At 60.5% G+C, this 24,476-nt stretch carries 19 protein-coding genes and 3 tRNA genes; 1 reads left to right on the top strand and 21 read right to left on the bottom strand.

All coding sequences use genetic code 11. From position 1 onward, the window contains the following. Positions 1 to 168 precede the first annotated feature (168 nt). Positions 169 to 1,452: an NAD(P)/FAD-dependent oxidoreductase gene (locus M5G26_RS21065; RefSeq protein WP_273916378.1), complete on the top strand. Its 1,284-nt coding sequence runs from the start codon at positions 169 to 171 to the stop codon at positions 1,450 to 1,452. 47 nt (positions 1,453 to 1,499) lie between these two features. Here the strand turns inward: M5G26_RS21065 and M5G26_RS21060 are convergent, their stop codons facing one another. The 21 genes from M5G26_RS21060 to M5G26_RS20960 form a co-directional block, all read right to left on the bottom strand. After that, positions 1,500 to 2,471, bottom strand: a complete 972-nt coding sequence (locus tag M5G26_RS21060) for an XdhC family protein (protein WP_273916377.1) — start codon at positions 2,469 to 2,471, stop codon at positions 1,500 to 1,502. Position 2,472: 1 nt separating this feature from the next. Further along, complete coding sequence (locus M5G26_RS21055; protein WP_273916376.1) at positions 2,473 to 3,708, bottom strand: cytochrome c; 1,236 nt, start codon at positions 3,706 to 3,708, stop codon at positions 2,473 to 2,475. 2 nt (positions 3,709 to 3,710) lie between these two features. Continuing rightward, positions 3,711 to 4,250 (bottom strand): (2Fe-2S)-binding protein, encoded by a 540-nt coding sequence (locus M5G26_RS21050; protein ID WP_038369461.1) that lies wholly within the window; start codon positions 4,248 to 4,250, stop codon positions 3,711 to 3,713. Then, on the bottom strand, positions 4,243 to 7,074 hold the full coding sequence (locus M5G26_RS21045; protein ID WP_273916375.1) for a xanthine dehydrogenase family protein molybdopterin-binding subunit: 2,832 nt from the start codon (positions 7,072 to 7,074) through the stop codon (positions 4,243 to 4,245). The genes M5G26_RS21050 and M5G26_RS21045 overlap by 8 nt, the downstream gene beginning before the upstream one ends. Positions 7,075 to 7,574: 500 nt before the next feature. Then, positions 7,575 to 7,651 (bottom strand) — tRNA-Asp (locus tag M5G26_RS21040). Positions 7,652 to 7,745: 94 nt separating this feature from the next. After that, positions 7,746 to 7,822: transfer RNA gene (locus M5G26_RS21035), tRNA-Asp, on the bottom strand. Between the two features lie 56 nt (positions 7,823 to 7,878). Continuing rightward, a tRNA-Val gene (locus M5G26_RS21030) sits at positions 7,879 to 7,954 on the bottom strand. A gap of 215 nt (positions 7,955 to 8,169) precedes the next feature. Then, entirely contained in the window at positions 8,170 to 8,946 is a 777-nt protein-coding gene (locus M5G26_RS21025) for an SDR family oxidoreductase (RefSeq protein ID WP_273916374.1), read from the bottom strand. Continuing rightward, on the bottom strand, positions 8,943 to 10,154 hold the full coding sequence (locus tag M5G26_RS21020; RefSeq protein ID WP_134174298.1) for an O-succinylhomoserine sulfhydrylase: 1,212 nt from the start codon (positions 10,152 to 10,154) through the stop codon (positions 8,943 to 8,945). Before M5G26_RS21020 ends, M5G26_RS21025 begins: the two co-directional genes overlap by 4 nt. A 73-nt stretch (positions 10,155 to 10,227) precedes the next feature. After that, positions 10,228 to 11,733: an amidophosphoribosyltransferase gene (purF, locus tag M5G26_RS21015; RefSeq protein ID WP_016984539.1), complete on the bottom strand. Its 1,506-nt coding sequence runs from the start codon at positions 11,731 to 11,733 to the stop codon at positions 10,228 to 10,230. A gap of 41 nt (positions 11,734 to 11,774) precedes the next feature. After that, the gene (locus tag M5G26_RS21010; protein WP_007913461.1) at positions 11,775 to 12,335 is read right to left on the bottom strand and encodes a CvpA family protein; all 561 of its coding nucleotides are present in this window, start codon (positions 12,333 to 12,335) and stop codon (positions 11,775 to 11,777) included. A gap of 98 nt (positions 12,336 to 12,433) precedes the next feature. Beyond that, positions 12,434 to 13,096, bottom strand: coding sequence for an SPOR domain-containing protein (locus M5G26_RS21005; RefSeq protein WP_273916373.1), 663 nt, complete (start codon positions 13,094 to 13,096; stop codon positions 12,434 to 12,436). Next, a complete protein-coding gene (gene folC / locus M5G26_RS21000) occupies positions 13,080 to 14,387 on the bottom strand; it encodes a bifunctional tetrahydrofolate synthase/dihydrofolate synthase (RefSeq protein WP_273916372.1) in 1,308 nt (435 codons plus the stop codon). Before folC ends, M5G26_RS21005 begins: the two co-directional genes overlap by 17 nt. Beyond that, entirely contained in the window at positions 14,384 to 15,304 is a 921-nt protein-coding gene (gene accD, locus M5G26_RS20995; RefSeq protein WP_016984535.1) for an acetyl-CoA carboxylase, carboxyltransferase subunit beta, read from the bottom strand. Before accD ends, folC begins: the two co-directional genes overlap by 4 nt. Before the next feature lie 204 nt (positions 15,305 to 15,508). After that, positions 15,509 to 16,135: a phosphoribosylanthranilate isomerase gene (locus tag M5G26_RS20990; protein ID WP_273916371.1), complete on the bottom strand. Its 627-nt coding sequence runs from the start codon at positions 16,133 to 16,135 to the stop codon at positions 15,509 to 15,511. A gap of 65 nt (positions 16,136 to 16,200) precedes the next feature. Further along, a complete protein-coding gene (gene truA, locus M5G26_RS20985) occupies positions 16,201 to 17,025 on the bottom strand; it encodes a tRNA pseudouridine(38-40) synthase TruA (protein ID WP_034152768.1) in 825 nt (274 codons plus the stop codon). 246 nt (positions 17,026 to 17,271) lie between these two features. Beyond that, positions 17,272 to 19,923: a FimV/HubP family polar landmark protein gene (locus tag M5G26_RS20980; RefSeq protein WP_273916370.1), complete on the bottom strand. Its 2,652-nt coding sequence runs from the start codon at positions 19,921 to 19,923 to the stop codon at positions 17,272 to 17,274. Positions 19,924 to 20,131: 208 nt separating this feature from the next. Beyond that, the gene (locus M5G26_RS20975) at positions 20,132 to 21,142 is read right to left on the bottom strand and encodes an aspartate-semialdehyde dehydrogenase (RefSeq protein WP_273916369.1); all 1,011 of its coding nucleotides are present in this window, start codon (positions 21,140 to 21,142) and stop codon (positions 20,132 to 20,134) included. 244 nt (positions 21,143 to 21,386) lie between these two features. Continuing rightward, entirely contained in the window at positions 21,387 to 22,499 is a 1,113-nt protein-coding gene (gene asd, locus M5G26_RS20970) for an aspartate-semialdehyde dehydrogenase (protein ID WP_007913448.1), read from the bottom strand. Between the two features lie 66 nt (positions 22,500 to 22,565). After that, a complete protein-coding gene (leuB, locus tag M5G26_RS20965) occupies positions 22,566 to 23,648 on the bottom strand; it encodes a 3-isopropylmalate dehydrogenase (protein WP_038363640.1) in 1,083 nt (360 codons plus the stop codon). Positions 23,649 to 23,702: 54 nt separating this feature from the next. Then, entirely contained in the window at positions 23,703 to 24,470 is a 768-nt protein-coding gene (locus M5G26_RS20960; RefSeq protein ID WP_273916368.1) for a class I SAM-dependent methyltransferase, read from the bottom strand. Positions 24,471 to 24,476: the final 6 nt, after the last annotated feature.

Here is a 24,476-nt window from a genome sequence, read left to right as displayed (position 1 = left end):
CTACGGAATTCCGGAGGGGTGTCAACACCTTTTTTTCACCTAACCCTATGAATATGCAAAATATTTAATTTCGAGGTCGTCGACGAAGATTTTCCGGTGGCTGGCGGAGGTTTTTCAACTCGGGTAGGATCGACGCACTCGTAAAATATATTAAACAGAGGCTGCAGGATGGCGAACACCCTTTACCCAGAGTCCTATTACGCTGCGTCGGCCAACGCCGTACCGCCCCGCCCTGCCTTGCAGGATGATGTGGAGACGGACGTCTGTGTGATTGGCGCCGGGTATACCGGATTGTCTTCTGCCCTGTTTCTGCTGGAGAACGGTTTTCGCGTCACCGTCCTGGAAGCAGCCAAGGTCGGGTTCGGCGCCTCCGGGCGCAATGGCGGGCAAATCGTTAACAGTTATAGCCGTGACATTGACGTGATTGAGCGCAGCGTCGGCCCTAAGCAAGCGCAGCTGCTCGGGCAGATGGCGTTCGAGGGCGGTCGGATCATTCGCGAGCGAGTGGCCAAGTACAACATTCAGTGCGACCTGAAGGACGGTGGCGTGTTCGCCGCGCTTACGGCCAAGCAGATGGGCCATCTGGAATCGCAGAAGCGCCTCTGGGAGCGCTTTGGTCATACGCAGCTCGAACTGCTCGATCAACGCCGTATCCGCGAAGTCGTTGCCTGCGATCAGTATGTCGGCGGCATGCTTGATATGAGCGGCGGGCACATCCACCCGCTAAACCTCGCGCTCGGCGAAGCGGCAGCGGTCGAGTCCCTTGGCGGCACTATCCATGAACAATCACCCGCCGTACGTATCGAGCGCGGCGCCAGCCCGGTGGTGCATACACCGCAAGGCAAGGTCAGGGCCAAATTCATCATCGTCGCGGGCAATGCCTACCTCGGTAATCTGGTGCCGGAACTCGCGGCGAAATCGATGCCATGCGGTACGCAGGTAATCACCACCGAGCCGCTGGGTGATGAGTTGGCGAAAGCGCTGCTGCCGCAGGACTACTGCGTGGAAGACTGCAATTACTTGCTCGACTACTACCGACTGACCGGCGACAAGCGTCTGATTTTCGGTGGGGGCGTGGTGTATGGCGCACGTGATCCGGCGAACATCGAGGCGATCATCCGTCCGAAAATGCTCAAAGCCTTCCCGCAGCTCAAGGATGTGAAAATTGATTACGCCTGGACTGGCAACTTCCTGCTGACCCTGTCGCGTTTGCCGCAGGTCGGACGTTTGGGCGACAACATCTATTACTCGCAGGGCTGCAGCGGCCATGGCGTGACCTATACACACTTGGCAGGGAAGGTGTTGGCAGAAGCGTTGCGCGGGCAGGCTGAGCGCTTCGATGCGTTTGCCGATTTGCCGCACTACCCGTTCCCCGGCGGACAGCTGCTGCGTACGCCATTTGCTGCGTTAGGTGCCTGGTATTACGGCTTGCGCGACAAATTCGGGATGTAAAAAAGGGCCGCTGAACAGCGGCCCTTTTTATTCAACACTGAACGGTTTCAGAGCTGATCCCGAGCAATCCCGCTACGGATCCGCACAATATCAGCCAGCACCGCCAAGGCAATTTCCGCTGGCGTCTTGCTGCCGAGGTTAAGCCCGATCGGCGCATGAATCCGCGCCAACTCGTTCTCCCCCAGCCCGCCAATCCGGCGCAATCGCTCAAAGCGTTTCTGCGACGTCTGCAGCGACCCCATCACGCCAATGTAGAACGCTTCGGTGCGCACCGCTTCCATCATCGCCAAATCGTCGATGCGTGGATCATGCGTCAGCGCTACGACCGCCGTATCACGATGACAGCCGCCGTCAGCAATAAACACCGATGGCAATTGCCGACGAATCTCCACGCCATCCAGCACCACACCTTCCAGTACTTCATCGCGTGGATCACAGAGAATCACTTCAAAGCCAAGGCCAACGGCAAACTCGGCACAGGCCTGCGCCACGCTGGAATAGCCGGCGAGCAACAAGCGCTGCGCCGCGCCAACACGAATGCGCACCCGATCAATCTCACGCTCGATCCGCGCACCCTGCTCACGATCAGCAAACAGACTGCGCGCGCCGCTGGCCAGATCGACCTCGCGAATCAAACGACGCTGACCGAGCAGCGCCGACTCCAATTCACGCAAATGCGCCTGCACCTCGCAGTCAGCGTCAAATTTCTCTACCAGCACATCGAGAATGCCGCCACAAGGCAGACTGACCCGCGAGCGCGGATCGTCGCCTTCGCCGTAACGCACGACATTGACTGCATCGAGAAACGCACCTTCAGCGACGCGCTCAAGAAAATCTTCCTCGACGCAGCCACCCGACAGCGAGCCGATCCACTGTCCGCTGTCATTCACTGCCAGCAGCGAACCCGGCGCACGCGGTGCCGAGCCGTAAGTGGTCAGCACGGTGCACAGCCAGATGCGCTGCCCCGCCACCGACCACTCCAGCGCCCGGCGCACCACCTGTAGATCGAGATGCTGCATGTCAGTGCGCCTTGTGCTCGATGGACGGTGCATCGGCTTGCAGCTTCTGCACTTCACTCACGGCCAACTCAGCGGATTGACCACCCCAACCTTGACGCAGGTAGTTGAGCAGATCGGTCAGTTGCTCAGGACTGAGCTTGCCAGCGAAGCCCGGCATCGGTTGCATGTGCTCGAAGCCGGAGAACTTTTGCTCGCCGATCCCATCCTCGATCACCCGCAAAAGATTGCGCGGATCTTCCAGGCGCAGCGTGGTGTTGCCGCGCATGGCCACCGCGATGTGCGGCTTGCCTTCGCCACCGACCGCATGGCAACCGGCGCAGACGTTCAGATATTCCTGACGGCCACGCTGGGCGCTGGCACTGAGTTTCTCAACGGGCAACTCAACAATGGTTTTGGCGGCCGGCGGCTTGTCGCCGAGCAGGAACGTCGCCATGGCTGCCAGATCCTGATCGCTCAGGCCCTGGGTGCTGTTGTGAAACACCGGAAACATCTCGTTGAACATTGTCCCCTGTGCACTCATGCCGTGCTTGAGGAACGTGCTCAGGTCCTGCTCGTTCCAGCCGCGAGCGGCCAGATCGGTGGCCAGCAGGCTCGGCGCCAGATAACCATTGAGGATGCCACCGGTGAGGCGTTTATCCAGCTGCATCGCACCCGGCAGGCCACGCGGGGTGTGGCATTCGCCGCAGTGACCAAGGACTTCGACCATGTACTGGCCGCGTTTCCAGGCTTCACTTTTGCCTTCGGCCGACTCCAGCTTCAGCGCTTTGCCATACATCATGTTCCAGCCGATCAGGCCCGGACGCACATTGAACGGAAAGCTCAGGCTGGTGACCGGGGCTGCACGCTCGATCGGCTCGATGGTTTTCAGGTACGCGTGGATCGCATCGGAATCTTCACGCGGCATCAGGTGATACGAGGTGTACGGCATCGCCGGATACAGGTTTGCGCCATCGCGACGCTTGCCTTCGGTCAGCGCAGCAAAGAACTCGTCATCGTTGTACAAACCGATGCCGTGATCCTTGCTCGGGGTGATGTTGGTGCCATAGATCGTGCCGAATGGCGAGACGATCGGCAGACCGCCGGCAAACGGCGCGCCGCCCGCTGCGGTGTGGCAAGCCATACAGTCAGCAGCACGCGCGAGATACTCGCCGCGCTTGACCTGATCATCGGCGTGGGCAAACAACACCGGCGCAGCGAGGCCGACCGCCAGGGTCAGGCGGGTCAGAAAAAGCTTCATGCTTAACCCTCCTTGACCAGGCCGAGATCGGTCAGCACGTTGCGGGTGGCGTTGTAATAACGCACGTACCCGGTGCAACGGCAGACGTGATGGCCGAGGCTGTCCTCGATGACTTGTTCGAGCTTGCTCTGCACGGTCGGCTGGCGTTGCAGCTTTTCCACCAGCACGGTCGCGGCGTTGACGAAGCCCGGTGCGCAGTAGCTGCACTGGAAGGCGAACTCGTCGACGAAGCGCTGCTGGATCGGGTTCAGTTCAGTGACCTGGCCCGACTCGTCACGCTTGGCGTGAGATTCGATGGTGCGGACTTTTTTGCCTTCGAAGTAATGCGCGCCGGTGATGCAGGTGCGCACTTCTTCGCTGGTGCCGTCCGGGTTGTCGACGATCACTACGCAAGCGTGGCAGATGCCCTGGCCGCAGCCCAGACGCGAGCCGGTGAGGTTTTTATATTCGTGCAGGTAGTCGATCATCGGCAGGTCATCAGGGATGTCCACCGGGCCGACGGATTGACCGTTGAGGGTCAGTTGAAGCGGACGGTTAGCCATTGAGGGCCTCCTTGATGCGCGCTGGAGTAATGGGCAGGTCGCGAACACGTTTACCGATGGCGTGCGCCACGGCGTTACCGATGGCACCGACAATCGGGATCATCACCACTTCGGCGATACCTTTGGACGGGTCGCTTGGCGACAGGGCCGGGAGAATCTCTGACGTCTGTTTCCACACCGCAACGTGGCGCGCCATCGGCAGACGGTAACGGTTGAAGTTCCAGTCACCCTCCCCCGGCCCACCTTCGTACAGCGGCATCTCTTCCATCAACGCGTGACCGATGCCCATGGCGATACCGCCTTCCATCTGGCCCTTGACCAGCTCTTCGACCAGCACACGACCGCACTCGACCCACGAATGGTGATTGAGCACTTCGACTTCCGCCGAGCCTTTGTTGACCTTCAGCTCGACCAGCGTGGCGACGGGGCTGTAGTAAGTCACCGCAGCGTTGTTCAACTGCACAACCGGGTAATTGATGTTCTGGCGATCCAACAGATGGAAACCAGACGTGGTCATCAACGCTTTCTTCGCTTTCGGGGCGCCGTCACCGTATTTCACGGCGAGACCATCGAGCGGCAGGCGCTCGCGCACGCCGTCGATGCTGTATTCGGCTTCGGCCCAGCTCCAGCGGTTGAATGCGTGAACGGTGGCGCCAGTCACCAGACCACGCTCGTGAGCGTGTTTGGCCAGCTCTTCGAAGGTCAACGGCTGCATGCCGTTGGCGGTGAGCTTGCCGTCAACCCAGTGCGCATCTTCGCGACGTACAACGTAAGGGTTGGCTTGACCGCCGTAAGGGCCCTGACGCCAGATTTCCATGGCCGCCGGCCACAGACCATTGTTGAACAGCACTCGCGCCGCTTCACGGGTGGCGTGACTGAAGTAGTACGCGGAGTTGGTCGCGGACGAAGCCGAGGCCAATTTGCCCACCCAGCGCGGATTGCGCAGCAGATTGTCCTGTTCGGCCTGGCTCATGATGTAAGGATTGCCGCTGGTGATCAGCTGCATTTCCTTCCATTCGGTTTCGCCGGTCTTCACTTCGTGCGCCGGGTTGCCGAGGAAATCGGCCACCACCAGGGCTTGCGAGGTGGACATGCCGGTGCCGATTTCAATGCCGATATGGCGCAGGGTGATGCGACCGTCAGCGGTGAATTCGATGCTGGCCATCGGCGCTTCGGAACCGGTGCCGAAGTCTTTCTGGCAGATGGCGAAACCGACGCCGTACCAGTTGTCCGGGTCTGCGGCTTCGCGTTGTTTCTTGATCGCGTCGCGGTTTTTCCAGACTTCGTGCACCGAGGCCTTGTCGAGGATTTCGTGCAGACGCAAGGCACCGGCCGGGATCGCGCCCTGGGTGTTTTTCATGCCCGAACGCAGGGCGTTCTTGCGACGCAGGTCGATCGCATCGACACCGAGGCGATTGGCGATTTCGTCGACCATCATTTCGGTCGCCGCCATGCTTTGCAGGGTGCCGTAGCCGCGCATCGAACCGGCCTCAACGCCACGCGAATGGTAGGCAGTGACTTGCAGGTCGTTCTGCGGCATGTAGTAGATCGACTGCGCCGCCGTGGCGCCCACTGCCGCTACGGATGGGCTGTAGTTGATCCGGCCACCACCGTCGACGCTCATTTCGGCGCGGAAAATCTTGAAGCTGTAGTCGTTCTTGTCCACGGCCAGTTGATAGCGGATGTCGAACGGGTGGCGCTTGATGCCGCTCTGGAACTGCTCGTAACGGTCGTTGGCCAAGCGCACTGGCACACCGGCGCCGTACAACGCGGCAAGAGCTGCGTAGTAGACGAAGATGTTGTGATCTTTGGAACCGTAACCGACGGTGTAACCCGGGTGCATGTTCAGATTGTCGAGGCCGAAGCGCGACGGCGCGATCATCTTTGCGGTCTCGGTCGCCGCTTCCAGCGGGCACTGGGTGGCCACTACGAAATGCAGGGTCTTGGTCTTCGGGTCGTACCAGCCGTTGCCGTTGTCCGGCTCCATTGCGGCCGGCTCGATCGACGGGGTCTTGTAGCGCTCGTCGAATACCAGCCAGTTGTCCGGCGGCGTATCGATCTCTTGCTTCATGCGGTCGGCGTAGAACAGGCCGCGCTCGGTCAGATTGCCGTGCAGGTTCGGCTGGGAATTCCACACCGGACGACGGTTCTTCAGCATCGGGAACAGGATCGAGTCCTTGAGGCTGGCGAACTCATCTTCATCAGCCGAGGTCGCGCCGCCAACGCGCACATAGCGGAAGCTGCCGTAGGGGTCGCCTTCGTAGAACGGCACTTGGGCACCGTAACGAATCGCCTTGTCATTGAATTTGAGTTTGTTCTTGGCCTGACGGAAACGTTCGAAGTCGTTCCAGATCAGGATCGCCACCGGGTGACCGATGAACATCGGCACCTTGCCTTCCGGCAGCAGTGGGTCCGGCGCGTGCTCTTCCGGAAAGACGATGCCGTCCTTGTCCAGATCCGCGGCAGTGACGATGCGGTCCGGCTGCAAGTCGGCGCCGAGCCACGACAGGTCGTAACCGGCGTAGATGCGGTCAGCCTTGATGGTTTTCAGCAGCATGGCGTGGCCTTGCTGCTCGGGCCAGCCTGGCATGTCCTTGGAGCGGATGTCGCGGGCAAAGACCTTGCTGCCGCAGACTTTGGACAGGGCATCGTTTCGCTGACGCGCCTTGCCGTTATTGCCGAGCCATTTCTCGGACGGCACGGTGACGCTGTTTTCCATCAAGGCAGCCAGCGCCTGACTGCTGAGCGGCGTGAGCGTGACGCTCACACCCGCCACCAGCCCGCCCTGGAGGAACGAGCGCCGGGATATATCACGGTTGGACATGGATCATCCTCTGGGCGGTTATGTGTCCGCCCTTCTGGTTATCTACTGGGGAATCTCGAGTCTTGCAGAAGCCCTCTTTGGCGAAACAAAGGGCGTGTTGACAGTGCAAAGCTGACCGAAAGGTTAACTTTAAAGGTTTCTGCGCTCGCAGCAAACAACCAGTTACAAAAATTTGACTAAAGAATCAAAAAATCAATGCGACGTGGCACCGCATGAGGCCAATTGCCCCACGCCATACTCATGTAGGAGCTGTCGAGTGAAACGAGGCTGCGATCTTTTGATCTTGTTTTTTACGATCAAGATCAAAAGATCGCAGCGTGCCGCAGCTCCTACATAGATTCGTGTTGGGCGCTGGATAAGGGGGAAGAGAAAAAGAAGAGTAGCCAAATTTCAGACACAAAAAACCCCGATCTCTCGACCAGGGTCTTTGCTATCGATTCCGAACCAGCCAATGACTGCTTTCGGTGCTTCAAGGCGTTCAGTGGTCCTTGGAGCAGATATGGCGCAGCGGACGGGACTCGAACCCGCGACCCCCGGCGTGACAGGCCGGTATTCTAACCGACTGAACTACCGCTGCGTATCGCTTTGAGCTTGCGCTCAAGTAACTCGTTTTGACTGCAGGCTTCGGTGCCTTGCAATCGCGAACCAGACAATGGCTGACTCGTAAAATATGGCGCAGCGGACGGGACTCGAACCCGCGACCCCCGGCGTGACAGGCCGGTATTCTAACCGACTGAACTACCGCTGCGCGTCGGTGCAGGCACTTTCAGCCTACGTTCTTGCTTACGCAAGTCTCTCGGGGAGTGGTGGGTGATGACGGGATCGAACCGCCGACATTCTGCTTGTAAGGCAGACGCTCTCCCAGCTGAGCTAATCACCCGTTTGCATCTCCGAGGCCGCGAAATTTACGCAGGTAGCGAACCTAAGTCAATAGCAGGATTGAAGTTTTTCTAAAAAAGACGAAATTGCTTCAATCCTGCAAAACCGCTTTCGCGGGCAAACCCGCTCCCACAGGGGTATGCATTCCAAATGTGGGAGCGAGCCTGCTCGCGAAGGCGTCAGTTGATTCATCGCAAACTCAGAGAAAAAGGCGATCTACTCGCTGTAGATCATCTTTTTCGTCATGCCGCCATCGACCACGAATTCCTGCCCGGTAACAAACCCGGCATTCCTCGACAGCAACCACGCAACCATGGCCGCGACATCCTCGACCGTCCCTACCCTGCCCGCCGGATGCTGAGCATGATCGGCATCGGCCAAAGGCTCTGCTCGGCGCGCAGAAGGATCGCGCGCATCGATCCAGCCCGGACTGACCGCGTTGACACGAATCTCCGGCCCGAGACTGATCGCCAGCGCATGCGTCAGCGCCAGCAAGCCACCCTTGCTCGCCGCGTATGCCTCGGAGTCCGCCTCCGACTGCCGCGCTCGGGTCGAGGCCAGATTGACGATCGAACCGTTGTGCGCACGCAGGTACGGCGCACAGTGTTTGGCCAACAACATCGGCCCGCTGAGATTCACCGCCAGCACGCGATTCCAGTAAGCCAGGTCGAGACTTTCGAGCGTGATGTTGTGCGGATCAGCCACCGCCGCGTTGCACACCAGCGCATCGAGACGACCAAACTGCCCCAGCACTTCAGCAACACCGAGCGCAACCTGGCCCTCATCGGCGACGTCCATGGCGATAAACCAGGCGCTTTCGCCCAGGACTTTCGCCACTTTCGAACCGCGCGCACGATCCAGATCCGTCAGCACCACCTGCCAGCCTTCGCTGATCAGCCACGCCGCGATCCCCAGACCGATACCACGCGCGGCCCCCGTGACCAGCGCAACGCGGCCATGGGTACCGGCTTTCGGGGTCGACAACTCGATCACAGTGCTGCCAGACCGCGCGCCAGGTCGGCTTGCAGGTCAGCTACGTCTTCCAGACCGACGGCGATGCGGATCAGGCTGTCGCGAATACCCGCCGCCTCACGCTCCTGCGGCGCCAGACGGCCGTGAGAGGTGGTGCTTGGATGGGTGATCGTAGTTTTGCTGTCGCCGAGGTTAGCGGTGATCGAAATCAGGCGAGTCGCATCGATGAAGCGCCACGCGCCCTCTTTGCCACCCTTGACCTCAAAGCTCACCACCGCACCGAAGCCTTTCTGCTGACGCTGAGCCAGTTCGTGCTGCGGATGGCTCTTCAGACCGGCGTAATGCACCTTCTCGATGCCGTCCTGCTGCTCCAGCCATTCGGCCAGTTCCTGAGCGTTCGCGCAGTGCGCCTTCATCCGCAGATTCAGGGTTTCCAGACCTTTGAGGAAGATCCACGCATTGAACGGACTCAGGGTCGGCCCGGCGGTGCGCAGGAAGCCGACGACTTCTTTCATCTGCTCGCTGCGACCGGCCACCACGCCGCCCATGCAACGGCCTTGGCCGTCGATGAACTTGGTTGCCGAGTGCACAACGATGTCTGCACCCATTTTAAGCGGCTGCTGCAAGGCTGGCGTGCAGAAGCAGTTGTCGACCACCAGCATCGCGCCTTTGGCGTGAGCAATTTCAGCCAGTGCGGTGATATCGACCAGTTCCGCCAGAGGATTGGATGGCGATTCGACGAAGAGCAGTTTGGTGTTCGACTTGATCGCCGCATCCCAACCCGAAAGGTCAGCCAGCGGTACGTAATCGACTTCAACGCCGAAACGCTTGAAGTACTTCTCGAACAGGCTGATGGTCGAACCAAACACACTGCGCGAAACCAGCACGTGATCACCGGCGCTGCACAGGCTCATCACCACCGCCATGATCGCCGCCATGCCGGTTGCGGTCGCAACGGCTTGCTCGGCGCTTTCCAGCGCGGCGATGCGCTCTTCGAACGCGCGCACGGTCGGGTTGGTGTAACGCGAGTAAACGTTGCCCGGCACTTCCCCGGCAAACCGCGCGGCCGCGTCGGCAGCAGTGCGGAACACGTAGCTGGAGGTGAAGAACATCGGATCACCATGTTCGCCTTCCGGCGTACGGTGCTGACCGGCACGTACGGCCAGGGTATCGAACGCTACGCCTTCAAGGTCGCTGTCCAGCCGACCGGCATCCCATTCCTGACTCATGCTGTCACTCCTTGCCCTGTTCTCGAAAATTGAAAGTCAGATACAAAACCGGCCCCTCAGGGCCGGTAGAAACTCAGTTGTTGTACAGATCGATGATCGCACTGACCGCCTGGGTCTTGACCTTCGAGGCATCGTTGCGTGCCTGTTCGATCTTGTCCAGGTAAGCCTCATCGACGTCGCCGGTGACGTACTTGCCGTCGAACACCGCGCAATCGAAGTTCTCGATCTTGATCTTGCCGCCACCGACCGCTTCGATCAAGTCAGGCAGGTCCTGATAGATCAGCCAGTCAGCACCGATCAGATCCGCGACGTCCTGAGTCGAACGGTTGTGTGCGATCAGTTCGTGGGCGCTTGGCATGTCGATGCCATACACGTTCGGGAAGCGTACCGCTGGGGCTGCCGAGCAGAAGTAGACGTTTTTCGCACCGGCTTCGCGGGCCATCTGGATGATCTGCTTGCAGGTGGTGCCGCGCACGATCGAGTCGTCGACCAGCATCACGTTCTTGCCGCGGAATTCCAGCTCGATGGCGTTGAGCTTCTGGCGAACCGACTTCTTGCGCGCGGCCTGGCCCGGCATGATGAAGGTACGACCGATGTAACGGTTCTTGACGAAACCTTCGCGGAATTTCACGCCCAGGTGGTTGGCCAGTTCCAGCGCCGCGGTACGGCTGGTGTCCGGAATCGGGATGACCACGTCGATGTCGTGCTCTGGACGCTCGCGCAGGATCTTCTCGGCGAGCTTCTCGCCCATGCGCAGACGTGCCTTGTAGACCGACACGCCGTCGATGATCGAATCCGGACGCGCCAGGTAGACGTGCTCGAAAATGCATGGAGTCAGGGACGGGTTGGTCGCGCACTGACGGGTGTGCAGCTTGCCGTCTTCAGTGATGTAGACCGCTTCGCCCGGTGCCAGGTCGCGAATCAGGGTAAAACCGAGCACGTCCAGCGAAACGCTTTCGGACGCGATCATGTATTCGACGCCTTCGTCGGTATGACGCTGGCCGAACACGATCGGGCGGATGCCGTGCGGGTCACGGAAACCGACGATGCCGTAGCCAGTCACCATAGCGACTACTGCGTAGCCGCCGACACAACGGTTGTGCACGTCGGTCACGGCGGCAAACACGTCTTCTTCGGTCGGCTGCAGCTTGCCGCGCTGGGCCAGCTCGTGGGCGAACACGTTAAGCAGCACTTCCGAGTCGGAACTGGTGTTGACGTGACGCAGATCGGATTCGTAGATCTCTTTGGCCAACTGCTCAACGTTGGTCAGGTTACCGTTGTGCGCCAGAGTAATGCCGTAAGGCGAGTTGACGTAAAACGGCTGGGCTTCGGCCGACGTCGAGCTGCCCGCGGTCGGGTAACGGACGTGGCCGATACCCATGTGGCCGACCAGACGCTGCATGTGACGCTGTTGAAACACGTCACGCACCAGGCCATTGTCCTTGCGCAAGAACAACCGGCCATCATGGCTGGTCACGATACCGGCAGCGTCCTGGCCGCGGTGCTGGAGCACGGTTAGCGCGTCATACAGCGCCTGATTGACGTTCGACTTACCGACGATACCGACGATGCCACACATGCGACGCAACCCCTACTTAATGGATCTGAACTGAACAACACTCACTGAGGCGTTTTCGCCGACGGCAAGAGTTGCTCCTTGAACGGAATATCAGCGGGTACGCTGATTCCGCTGGCAAGCCACTGACTGCTCCACCCGAGAATCAGGTTTTTGGACCAATCAGCAACCAATAGAAATTTTGGTACGAGCTGTGATTCTTTCCACCACCCGTCCTGCTGTACCGGCCCCAGGCTCAACAGCCCGACCGCCACGACCACCAGCAACACGCCACGCGCTGCGCCGAAGGCCATGCCGAGGAATCGATCGGTCCCGGACAACCCGGTGACACGAACCAACTCGCCGATAAGATAATTGATCATTGCGCCCACGATCAGTGTGGCGACAAACATGATGGCACAGCCCGCGATCACGCGAGCCGATGGGGTTTCGATGTATCCGGCGAGGTACTCGGACAATGAGCCACCGAACATCCAGGCGACGACTCCTGCGATGATCCAGGTCACCAGCGATAATGCTTCCTTGACGAAGCCGCGGCTCAAACTGATCAAAGCGGAGATGGCGATGATTGCAACGATCGCCCAGTCAACCCAGGTAAATGGCACAGTGCAGCCTACAGACGGATAAGGCGGCGCATTTTAGCAGAGCGCATGCCTCTCGGTAAGCTGCGATTGTCAGTGCATTTCAATCGAGGCGATAGTTTTTAACCGCGCTCGGGCTGGAAGCGCACAACAAACCCCTTGAGGTTCTGCTGGCGACCCAACAGATCACGCAGACGATCGGCTTCGGCACGCTCGATCAGCGGCCCGACGAACACACGATTCTTGCCATCGGCAGAACGGATGTAGGCGTTGTAGCCCTGGCTTCGCAGGGTTTTCTGCAGGCTTTCAGCACTGGCGCGGCTCGACAGGCTGGCCAGTTGCACCGACCAGCTGACCGACAGGCCGTTGGCATCGACGCGGCTTTGCGTGGTGTCAGGCTTGCTCGCTGCGGCGCTCGGCCCAGCGGTGATCGGCTGCGCAGGGGCAGGAATCGGTTTCGAGGTTGGCGGTGGCGTAGCGGGCTTGACGATCTGTGCAGGCACCACCGGCGCAGCTGCAATCGGCGCAGAAGGCGCCTCCTGTTCGGCGACCTCGTCATCGGTTGGCACCGGCTCTTGCGGCAAGGCTTGCGGCTCGGGAACGGCCACTGTCTCCATCTGCACTTGCGGCACGACAGGCGCTTGCGGGGCAGCAGGCGCCTCAACGGTGACCTGACGCTGCTCATCCTGACGGGAAAACAGCATCGGCAGGAAGATCACCGCCAGCGCTACCAGCACCAACGCGCCAACCATGCGCTGCTTGTACGCTTTATCCAGCAAAGCCATTTGCCGCTTCCTCCGTGGAGCGCCGGGCCAACCATTCAAGGGCCTCGGCGACACAATAAAATGATCCGAACAACAGAATCTCGTCGTCGCTTGTAGCCACTGCGCACTGCCCTTCCAGAGCGGCGGCGACACTGTCGTAAGACGTGACCGCAGCGCCAAGGTTCTGCAATGCAGCGTTTAATTCAGCCACTGGACGTGCGCGCGGCGAATCCAGCGGCGCAACGGCCCAATGCTCGACACTAGCATTCAATTCGCTGACAACACCATCCAGATCCTTGTCCGCCAGCAAACCAAATACCGCCAGTCGCTTGCCGACCGGTGGCCGCGAGGCCAGACGAAGGGCCAGATACTCGGCGGCATGCGGGTTGTGGCCCACATCCAGCAACAGATTCAGACGCTTGCCGTTCCACTCGAACGAGCGGCGATCCAGCCGTCCGACCACGCGAGTGGCCTGCAACGCCGCGACGATCTGCTGCGCATTCCACGGCAAACCGAGCAGCAGATACGCCTGCAACGCCAGCGCGGCGTTTTCCATTGGCAGATCGAGCAGCGGCAAATCACGCAGTTCAACCACCTGACCCTGCGCATCAGTACCGCGCCATTGCCAGTGCAGATCGGTAATGCCGAGGTCGAAATCGCGCCCACGCAGGAAGAATGGACAAGCCAGCTCTCGTGCCTTGTCGAGCAGCGGTTGCGGAGGATTCAGATCGCCGCACAAGGCAGGCTTGCCCTGGCGGAAAATACCGGCCTTTTCGAAGGCCACGGATTCGCGGGTATCACCGAGATAATCGGCATGATCGACACCGATGCTGGTAACCAGCGCAATGTCGGCATCGACCACGTTAACCGTGTCCAGACGCCCGCCCAGCCCGACTTCCAGCACCACCGCATCAAGCCCGGCCTGTTGAAACAGCCAGAACGCCGCTAGGGTGCCCATTTCGAAGTAGGTCAGGGAAGTGTCGCCGCGCCCGGCCTCGACCGCAGCGAAGGCTTCACACAGCTGCGCGTCAGTGGCTTCGACGCCATTGAGCTGCACCCGCTCGTTGTAACGCAGCAGGTGCGGAGAATTGTAGACACCAACGCTCAGACCCTGCGCACGCAGCAATGAAGCCACGAAAGCGCAGGTCGAACCCTTGCCGTTGGTGCCGGTGACCGTAATCACCCGAGGCGCCGGCTGGCCCAGCCCCATGCGGGACGCTACCTGTTGTGAACGCTCCAGGCCCATGTCGATGGCCGAAGGATGCAACTGCTCAAGGTAGGCGAGCCATTCGCCAAGGGTGCGCTCGGTCATAGGCCAGCAGGGACCGGTGGAACCACGATCGGCTCGATTGGCGCGGCGACGAATTTCGGCGTCGGCTTGCCAGTCATCTGTGCCAGCAGGTTACCCAGACGCGGGCGCAGCTCCTGACGATGGATGATCATGTCGATCGCGCCGTGCTCCAGCAGGAATTCACTGCGCTGGAAGCCTTCCGGCAGTTTTTCACGCACGGTTTGCTCGATAACACGCGGACCGGCGAAGCCGATCAGGGCTTTCGGCTCACCGACGATGACGTCGCCGAGCATCGCCAGACTTGCCGAAACACCACCGTAGACCGGGTCGGTCAGTACGGAGATGAACGGGATGCCTTCTTCACGCAGACGCGCCAGCACAGCCGAGGTCTTGGCCATCTGCATCAGCGAGATCAGCGCTTCCTGCATGCGCGCACCACCGGAGGCGGCGAAGCAGATCATCGGGCAGCGATTTTCCAGCGCGTAGTTGGCCGCACGGACGAAGCGCTCACCGACGATGGCGCCCATCGAACCGCCCATGAAGCTGAATTCGAATGCCGAAACCACCACCGGCATGCCCAGCAAAGTACCGCTGACGGAGATCAGCGCGTCTTTTTCGCCAGTCTGCTTCTGGGCAGCGGTCAGGCGATCCTTGTACTTCTTGCCGTCGCGGAATTTCAAACGGTCAACCGGCTCCAGATCGGCGCCCAGTTCGTTGCGACCTTCAGCATCGAGGAAGATGTCAATGCGCGCACGTGCGCCGATGCGCATGTGGTGGTTGCACTTGGGGCAAACGTCCAGGGTCTTTTCCAGCTCCGGACGATACAACACCGCCTCGCAAGACGGGCATTTGTGCCACAGACCTTCAGGCACCGAGCTCTTCTTGACCTCGGAACGCATGATCGAAGGGATCAGTTTGTCTACTAACCAGTTGCTCATGCTTTCTTTCTCCAGTACCGGCGGCCCGAACGCTCTGGTTCGCAGCCCCGCGTATGCCCTTCAGCTAAATTCATGTGTGTGGCGATGATTGGTGGACAGCCACGGTCAGCGCGAAACATGACCTGCGTGCGATCCAGAAACCCTCAGCCGCGCCTGCTTTGTGCAAGTGCATTGATGGACGGCGGCAGACTGCCAGCCGTCACATCAATATGGTGCTTTACGTACAGCGTCAATGAACGCGCGAACCTTTGTGTGATCCTTGATGCCCTTGCTCGCCTCTACCCCACCGCTGACGTCTACCGCGTAGGGTTTTACCCGAGCCACGGCGCCTGCGACGTTCTCTGGGGTCAAACCACCCGCGAGAATCAACGGCTTGCTCAAACCCTGCGGAATCAATGACCAGTCGAAGGCTTCACCGGTTCCGCCGGGCACGCCCTCGACGTAGGTGTCGAGCAGCACGCCACTGGCGCTTGGATAGGCATCAACCGCTGCCGCAATATCGTCGCCAGCCTTGACCCGCAGCGCCTTGATATACGGACGATGCCAGCCTTCGCAGTCTTCAGCGACTTCATCGCCATGGAACTGCAACAGATCCAGCGGCACGGCATCGAGGAGTTCCCCCAACTCGCAGCGGCTGGCGTTGACAAACAGGCCCACGGTGGTCACAAACGGCGGCAATGCCTGGATGATCGCGCGCGCCTGTTGCACGGTTACTGCCCGTGGGCTCTTGGCATAGAACACGAACCCGATCGCATCCGCCCCGGCCTCAACGGCGGCCAGCGCATCTTCTATGCGGGTAATCCCGCAGATCTTGCTGCGAACGGCTGACATATCGAGAAAAACTCCGAGGCAAAAACCGGGAAAGTCCCGGATGGTAACAAAAGCGTTCGAGGGCGTCAGCCGTCAAGTTCGGAGAATCCCGTAAGGAAATGTGGCCCGATAAAACGCTCGGGCAACGGGAATTCATCGTGGTACTCGACCTGCACCAGGTACAGGCCGTACGGATGCGCCGTGACGCCGCCGGAACGACGCTCGCGGCTTTCCAGCACTTCCTTCATCCACTCCACGGGACGCTCGCCAGCACCAATGGTCATCAGCACGCCGGCGATATTGCGCACCATGTGATGCAGGAACGCATTGGCGCGGATGTCGAGCACGATCATCTTGCCGTGACGGGTCACACGCAGGTGATGCATCTTCTTGATCGGCGACTTGGCCTGGCACTGGCCGGCGCGGAAGGCACTGAAATCGTGAGTGCCGATCAGGTACTGCGCAGCCTCGGCCATGCGCTCGACGTCCAGCGGGCGGTGGTTCCAGGTGATTTCTTCGTTGAGATGCGCAGGGCGGATCTGATCGTTGTAGATCACATAGCGATAGCGCCGGGCGATGGCTTTGAAGCGCGCGTGAAAATGCGCCGGCATCACCCGCGCCCAACTGACGCTGATGTCATGGGGCAGATTGATATTGGCGCCCATGACCCAGGCTTTCAGCGAACGATCGACGGTTGTATCGAAATGCACCACTTGCCCGCAGGCATGCACGCCGGCGTCGGTGCGTCCGGCGCACTGCAGTGAAACCGGCGAGTTGGCGACTTTCGACAAGGCTTTTTCGAGCTCTTCCTGCACCGTCGCCACACCCGTCAACTGACGCTGCCAGCCGCTGTAGCGCGAGCCTTTGTACTCAACGCCCAGCGCGACGCGGTAAAAGCCGTCGGGGGCCATTTCGGCGACCGGGTTATCTATGTTTGCCAAGGTGGGACAGCCTGCTGTTTGTGCAAAGGCGGGCATTATAAGGCTGTGGACCGGGGATACCAGTTTCAAGAGCAAAAGATCGCAGCCTTCGGCAGCTCCTACAGGGGAACGCCATCTCATGTAGGAGCTGCCGAAGGCTGCGATCTTTTGATTCAAAAAAGACAAACAAAAACGGCAGCCTCAATGGGCTGCCGTTTTCATTTACCGCCGGACTTACTACAAGCTAGACAGCATGTCCCGGGCTTCTTTTTTCTGTTCCTCGCTTCCCTCAGTGGCGACTTCGTTGAGGATGTCGCGCGCACCATCGCTGTCGCCCATGTCGATGTAGGCCTGCGCCAGATCGAGTTTGGTCGCGGCTTCATCAGTGCCAGCAAGGAAGTCGAAATCGTCTTCACCCAGATCCCCCCCGATTGCCGCATCGGCTTCGGTGAAGGTCGGCTCGGCAATGCTCTGCGACAGACGATCCAGCTCGGCGTTGACGTCATCCAGCTCGGCCGCGAACGCATCAGGTTCGGCCGCTGGATTGCTGTCCATTTCGTCGGCCAGCGACAGATCGAAATCGGCCGGCAGCTCCAGATCATCCTGTGGCACTTCAGCCACCACTGGCGCCTCGACCGGCGGCAGATCCTTCACGCCTTCGTCCAGATCCAGCAGGAAATCGTCGTCCGCCAGATCAACCGCAGGCGCCGGCTCGGCCCCCAGGTCCATATCCAGATCGAAGTCCGACAGGTCGTCCAGGTTTTCTTTGATCTCGGTCTGCTGTTGCAGCACCGATTCGAAGCTCAGATCGTCGTCAGACGGGAATTCGTCCAGCTCGACCGGGGCTTCAGGCTCAACCACTGGCGCAGGCTCAACCGGGGTGATGTTGTCGAGATCGTCCAGACTCAGATCAAACGCGCTGTCGAGGTCGTCTTCCACTGGCGCCGGCGCAGGTGCTTCAGGCTCATCCAGCAGCAGATCCTTGACGTATTGCGCGTCCAGCTCGGCAGCCACGGCAGCCGCCGCCAGACCCGCAGCAGCCACGACCGCCATGGCCGGGAAGCGGCTCTTCAGCTCTTCGACCTTGGCGAAGTTGTCGCCATTGGCCACCAGTTGACGCTCCTGACCGACGAACGCATCGCGGTCGCCCTGCAGACCGTAGACTTCCATCAGTTTCAGTCGCAGATCACTGCGCTGCGGCTCCAGGCTGACACCCTCTTCCAGCAGCGCGGCAGCCTGATTCAGGCGACCGGCACTGATGTGCGACTGAGCCTTGTCGAGCACGTCATCGGAACGCTCGGCGGCCGGGGCCACCAGCGGCGCGGCAATCGGCTCAGCCATCACGATCGGCGCCACTACCGGAGCCACGACTGGAGCAGGAGCAGGCGCCGGGGTGTTGAGCTTGACGCTCGCCGCCGGGGTTTCCAGACCCTCGAAGCTGCTTTCCGGCAGATCCTGCTCGGCGGAGAACTCTTGCTCCTCAGACAGGGCTCGGGCCATGCGCAGATGCTTCTCGGCCTCCTGCTGGGCTTTGCGGCGACGCGCCAGCAGCAACAGCAGAAGCAACAGAACGACGGCGCCACCACCAATCAGACCCAGCAGGATCGGGTTGGTCAGCAGTTCGTTGAAGGTCTTTTCATCATCGGCGGCAGGCTTGGTTTCGACAATCGGTTCGACCACAGGCTCAACCGGCGTCTCAGCAGGCGGCGCAATGGCAGATTCTGGGGTCGGCGCTGCTTCTGCAGGAGTAGCCGGCGGTGTGGCAGCCAGCTCAGCCGTGATCGCCGGAACCGGTGCGACTGCGCCGTTCGCGGCCGGCGCAGCGCCCGCGCCTTCAGCCTGCAGTTTCGCCAGTTGATTGTTCTTCAGCTCGATGAGTTTTTGCAGCTTGTCCATCTGACTTTGCAGATCGGACATGCGGCTTTTCAGTTCCTCGTTGTCACGACGGGTCGTGTCGAGGTTTTCCTGAGTGACCGCAAGCTTGTTGCTCAAGGCCTGGGCGTCACCTGCAGGACCTTTGCCGCGCGCCTTGGCACTTTCGGCGGAGACCAGGCTCAGATTGTCCTGGCCGTTCTGTGCACCAGCGGTATTGCCGCGACCACGATTGGTCGCATCGAGCTGCTGCTGACCGGTGCCGGGCTTGGCCACATAGCGACGGCCCGTGCGCCAGGCTTCGTTCTGCGCCGCGACCTCGGCAATCGCTTTCGACTGCGGCAATGCAGTGCTTTGCACCGAATCCGGCAGACGTAGCACCTGACCGGTTTTCAGACGGTTGATGTTGCCGCCAATGAACGCATCCGGATTCAGTGCCTGAATAGCCAGCATGGTCTGCTGCACCGAGCCACCATTGCGCGCCTTCGCGGCGATTTCCCACAAGGTGTCGCGCGGCGTGGTGGTGTATTGCGTCGGGTGCGTGGCGCCAGTGGTAGGTGCGGTAATGGTCTGCGATGGCGCCGGTTGTGCGGCGGCATCAGCGGTCTGCGGCGAGAATTTCGAGGGATCGAGCAGCACGCTGTAGTCGCGCAGCAGACGGCCGTTCGGCCACATCACCTGCACGAGGAATTTGACCATCGGTTCCGACAACGGCTTGCTCGAGGTGACGCGCAGCACGCTTTTGCCGCTGGCGTTGAGCACCGGAGTGAAGGTCAGATCGTTGAGGAAGGCCTGGCGATCGACGCCGGCCTTGGCAAAATCTTCGGGTGAAGCCAGGCTCGGCACCACTTCGGCAGCGGTGAGATCCTTGACGTCGAGCAGCTCGATTTCGGCCACCAGCGGCTGGTTCAGGGTCGACTTCAGGGTCAGCTCCCCGAGCCCGAGGGCATGCGCCATACCGGAGGACAGCGCCGAGGCGGCCGCTATTGCTAACACCAGTTTGCGAACTTGAACCATAGCCTCATCCTTTGTTTGAACGTTCCTCGGCCAGCGAGAAGATATTGAATACCGCTGCCGTAAGGCATTGCGCGCGACGACGACAGATGTCGCGCGCGATCATTTCTTTGATGCCCCGGAATGTCCCGGAGGGTGACACGTTATCGAGCAATCTGGGCAAGCATAGCGCTCACCTAGAATCAGTCGACAAATTGTTGCCAAGTATCTTTTACAGCAGGTCTTTTATCAACAACTCAGCCACCTGCACAGCGTTAAGGGCCGCGCCCTTGCGTACGTTATCTGACGTCAGCCACAGATTAAGTTCCGCCGGGTCGTCGACGCCACTGCGCACGCGACCGACATAGACAACGTCCTGCCCTACCGCGTCACCGACTGCGGTCGGGTAATCACCGGCCTCGACCAGCTCGATACCCGCTGCATCTTCGAGTGCGGCGTTGACCTTTACCAGGTCGACAGCCGACGTTGACTGCAAGGTCACGCTAAAGCTATCGCCAAAAAACACCGGGGCTTGAACGCAAGTTGCGGAAATCTTTAATAAAGGCTTGGCCAGCATTTGGCGCAGCTCGCGCACCAGACGTTTTTCCAGCAGCGTATGGCCCTGCGCGTCAGGTGTGCCGACCTGAGCCAGCAGGTTGAAGGCCATCTGCCGATCGAAGAAAGTCGGTTCCAATGGGCGCATGTTCAGCAGCTCGGCGGTCTGCCGCGCCAGCTCGGTGACGGCCTCGCGACCTTGGGCGGAAACGGCCAGATTGGCGGTGACGTTGACATATTGCAGATCGATCAGATCGAGCAGCGGCGCCAGCACCACGGCCAGCGAAGTGGCCGACGGGCTTGGACTGCTGACCTGGAACGGCGCCTTCAAACCGGCGAGCACTTCGGCGTTGGCTTCCGGCACGATTTGCGGCGCCTGATCGGCCGGCAAGGCGCCGGACAAGTCGATCAGCGAGCAACCGGCGGCGCGGGCACGGGCAGCGTAGCTCAGGGTAATCGCCGGGCCGGCAGCGAAGAACACCAGTTTGACCTTGCTGAAATCGAACTCGTCGACTTCGCGTACGCGTACGTTCTTGTTGCGGAACAACACCGAGCTGCCGGCCGATTCGCTGCTCGCCAGCAGGTGCAGGTTGCCGACCGGGAAGTCGCGCTCTTCGAGAATCTGTACGAGGGTTTCGCCGACAGTACCGGTGGCGCCGATCACGGCAATATCTAGGGTCTGGGTCATGGTGCGAGCCTCTGGCGAAACGGGGGGAGCGGCACTTTACCGGGTGACTGGCGCACAGGCAATTTCTGCCCACCCGGATCGTTCCCACGCTCCGCGTGGGAATGCCGCATCGGACGCTCCGCGTTCGGCTTGTAAAGGGACGCGGAGCGTCCCGGGATGCATTCCCACGCATAGCGTGGGAACGATCGGCATAAAAAAACCCGCACCTCTCACAAGGCACGGGCTCTTTCATTGCTGCAAGCGATCAACGCTCAAGCAAAATCCGCAGCATGCGACGCAGCGGTTCGGCCGCGCCCCACAGCAGTTGGTCGCCGACGGTGAAGGCACCGACGAATTGCGAACCCATGTTCAGCTTGCGCAGACGGCCGACCGGAACATTCAGGGTGCCGGTGACCTTGGTCGGGCTCAGCTCCTGCATGCTGATTTCGCGCTGGTTCGGCACCAGTTTGACCCAAGGGTTGTGCTGGCTGATCAACCCTTCGATATCAGCGATCGGCACGTCTTTGTTCAGCTTGATGGTCAGCGCCTGGCTGTGGCAACGCATCGCGCCGATGCGCACGCAGATACCGTCGACCGGGATCGGGCTCTTGAAGCGGCCGAGGATCTTGTTGGTCTCGGCCTGCGCTTTCCACTCTTCACGGCTTTGGCCGTTCGGCAGTTCCTTGTCGATCCACGGGATCAGGCTGCCGGCCAGCGGTACGCCGAAGTTTTCCGTCGGGTAGGCTTCGCTGCGCATGGCATCCGCAACCCGACGGTCGATGTCGAGGATCGCGCTGGCCGGATCGGCCAGTTGATCGGCGACAGCGGCGTGGGTTGCGCCCATTTGCTTGATCAGTTCACGCATGTTCTGCGCGCCGGCACCGGAGGCCGCCTGATAGGTCATGGCGCTCATCCACTCGACCAGACCGGCCTCGAACAGACCGCCCAGACCCATCAGCATCAGGCTGACGGTGCAGTTGCCGCCGATGTAGTTCTTGGTGCCCGCATCGAGCTGCTGGTCAATGACTTTGCGGTTGACCGGGTCGAGAATGATGACCGCGTCATCGTTCATGCGCAGGCTCGAGGCCGCGTCGATCCAGTAACCCTGCCAGCCGGCTTCGCGCAGCTTGGGGAACACTTCGCTGGTGTAGTCGCCGCCCTGGCAGGTCAGAATCACGTCGAGGGTCTTCAGCTCGTCAATGCTGTAAGCATCCTTGAGCGGAGCAATGTCCTTGCCCACGGACGGGCCTTGGCCACCGACGTTGGACGTGGTGAAAAACACCGGCTCGATTAGATCGAAATCCTGCTCTTCCAGCATCCGCTGCATGAGCACGGAACCGACCATCCCGCGCCAACCGATCAGACCTACACGTTTCATCGCAACTACACCTTCTTGAAAAGTGGGCCGCTGCTTTGTATTGAATTTCGCAGCGGGCCCGAGAGATTACAGATTCCGCAGCGCGGCGACTACTGCGTCGCCCATTTCCTGCGTACCGACTTTGCTACAACCGGCCGAATAGATGTCGCCAGTGCGCAACCCTTGATCGAGCACAACGCTAACGGCTTTTTCAATGGCATCGGCCGCATCGTGCAGATTGAAGCTGTAACGCAGCATCATCGACACCGACAGAATGGTCGCCAACGGGTTGGCAATGCCTTTGCCGGCGATGTCCGGAGCGGAACCGTGGCAAGGCTCGTACATGCCCTTGTTATTGGAGTCCAGCGAGGCCGACGGCAGCATGCCGATGGAGCCGGTGAGCATCGACGCTTCGTCGGACAGGATGTCGCCGAACATATTGTCGGTGACGATCACGTCGAACTGCTTCGGTGCGCGCACCAGTTGCATGGCGGCGTTGTCGACGTACATGTGGCTCAGTTCGACTTCCGGGTAATCCTTGGCCACTTGCTCAACCACTTCACGCCACAGTTGGCTGGACGCCAGTACGTTGGCTTTGTCCACCGAGCAGAGCTTCTTGCCGCGAACCATGGCCATGTCGAAACCGACGCGGGCGATGCGGCGGATTTCGCTTTCGCTGTACGGCAGCGTGTCATAGGACTGACGCTCGCCATTTTCCAGAGTACGGGTGCCGCGTGGCGCGCCGAAGTAGATGCCGCCGGTCAGCTCACGGACGATGAGGATGTCCAGGCCAGCGACGATTTCCGGCTTCAGGCTCGAAGCGTCGGCCAGTTGCGGGTACAGGATCGCCGGACGCAGGTTGCCGAACAGACCCAGCTGCGCACGGATTTTCAGCAGGCCACGCTCAGGGCGGATGTCACGCTCGATGGTGTCCCATTTCGGGCCACCGACGGCGCCCAACAAAACAGCGTCAGCAGCGCGGGCGCGGTCGAGGGTTTCGTCGGCCAGCGGCACGCCGTGCTTGTCGATGGCGGCGCCACCGATCACATCATGGCTCAGCTCGAAACCCAGACTGTACTTGTCGTTAGCCAGCTCCAGCACCTTGACCGCTTCGGCCATGATTTCCGGACCAATACCGTCACCTGGGAGAATCAGAATCTGCTTGCTCATGCTTTCCTCGTGTCTTCAGTCGGTGTGCCTTTACCGGCACGCCCGGAAAAATTTTTATCGCTCGGCCATCAATACAATTACATCGGTACTGAACGAGCCATCGGCATCAATCTCAAAATATTCGCGTACTTCATTGCCCATCGACTGCTGCAACTGGCGGATCGCCGCGCGCATCACTTCCGGTGTGCGCATGCGTTCAACCCAACTGGTGTACTCCAGACGCAGACGCTGACGCGTGGTACTGCGCACATGCAACCCGGCCTCGCTGACCTGCCGTAGCCACTCGGCGGCGGAATAATCGCGCACATGGCTGGTGTCGCGCAGCACTTCAACGCTTTGCAGGTAAGTGTCGAACAACGGACTGCCCGGTGACAACACATCCACGAACGCCGCCACACCGCCCGGCTTCAGCACCCGACGCACTTCGCGCAGGGCCACTCCAAGATCGCTCCAGTGATGCGCCGAATAACGGCTGAACACGAAGTCGAACTCGCCATCGGCAAACGGCAAGCGCTCGGCGGCGCCGTTGACCGTGGCAATGTTGGTGAAACCGCGATCAACGGCCGCAGCGGCGACCACGTCGAGCATTTGCTGCGACAGGTCGTAGGCGACCACTTCCCTGACCAGCGGTGCGACGTGGAAACTGACGTGACCGGCGCCACAACCCAGATCCAGCACCCGGGCGTCGCCCTGCCCGACCAGCTCAGCTTGTAGCAGAGCGAATTCGGTGCCTTGAGCGTGAACGGCGCTGCTCAGGTAGGCGGCGGCCTGTTCACCGAATTGCTTCTGGACAACCTGGCTGTGTTGGGCGGTGCTGGTCATGGTCAC

This window comes from Pseudomonas sp. TNT2022 ID642 (assembly GCF_028656995.1).
Classification (GTDB): domain Bacteria; phylum Pseudomonadota; class Gammaproteobacteria; order Pseudomonadales; family Pseudomonadaceae; genus Aquipseudomonas.
The sequence above is the reverse complement of the archived record's forward strand: the minus strand, read 5'-3'. Positions and strand labels throughout refer to the sequence as shown.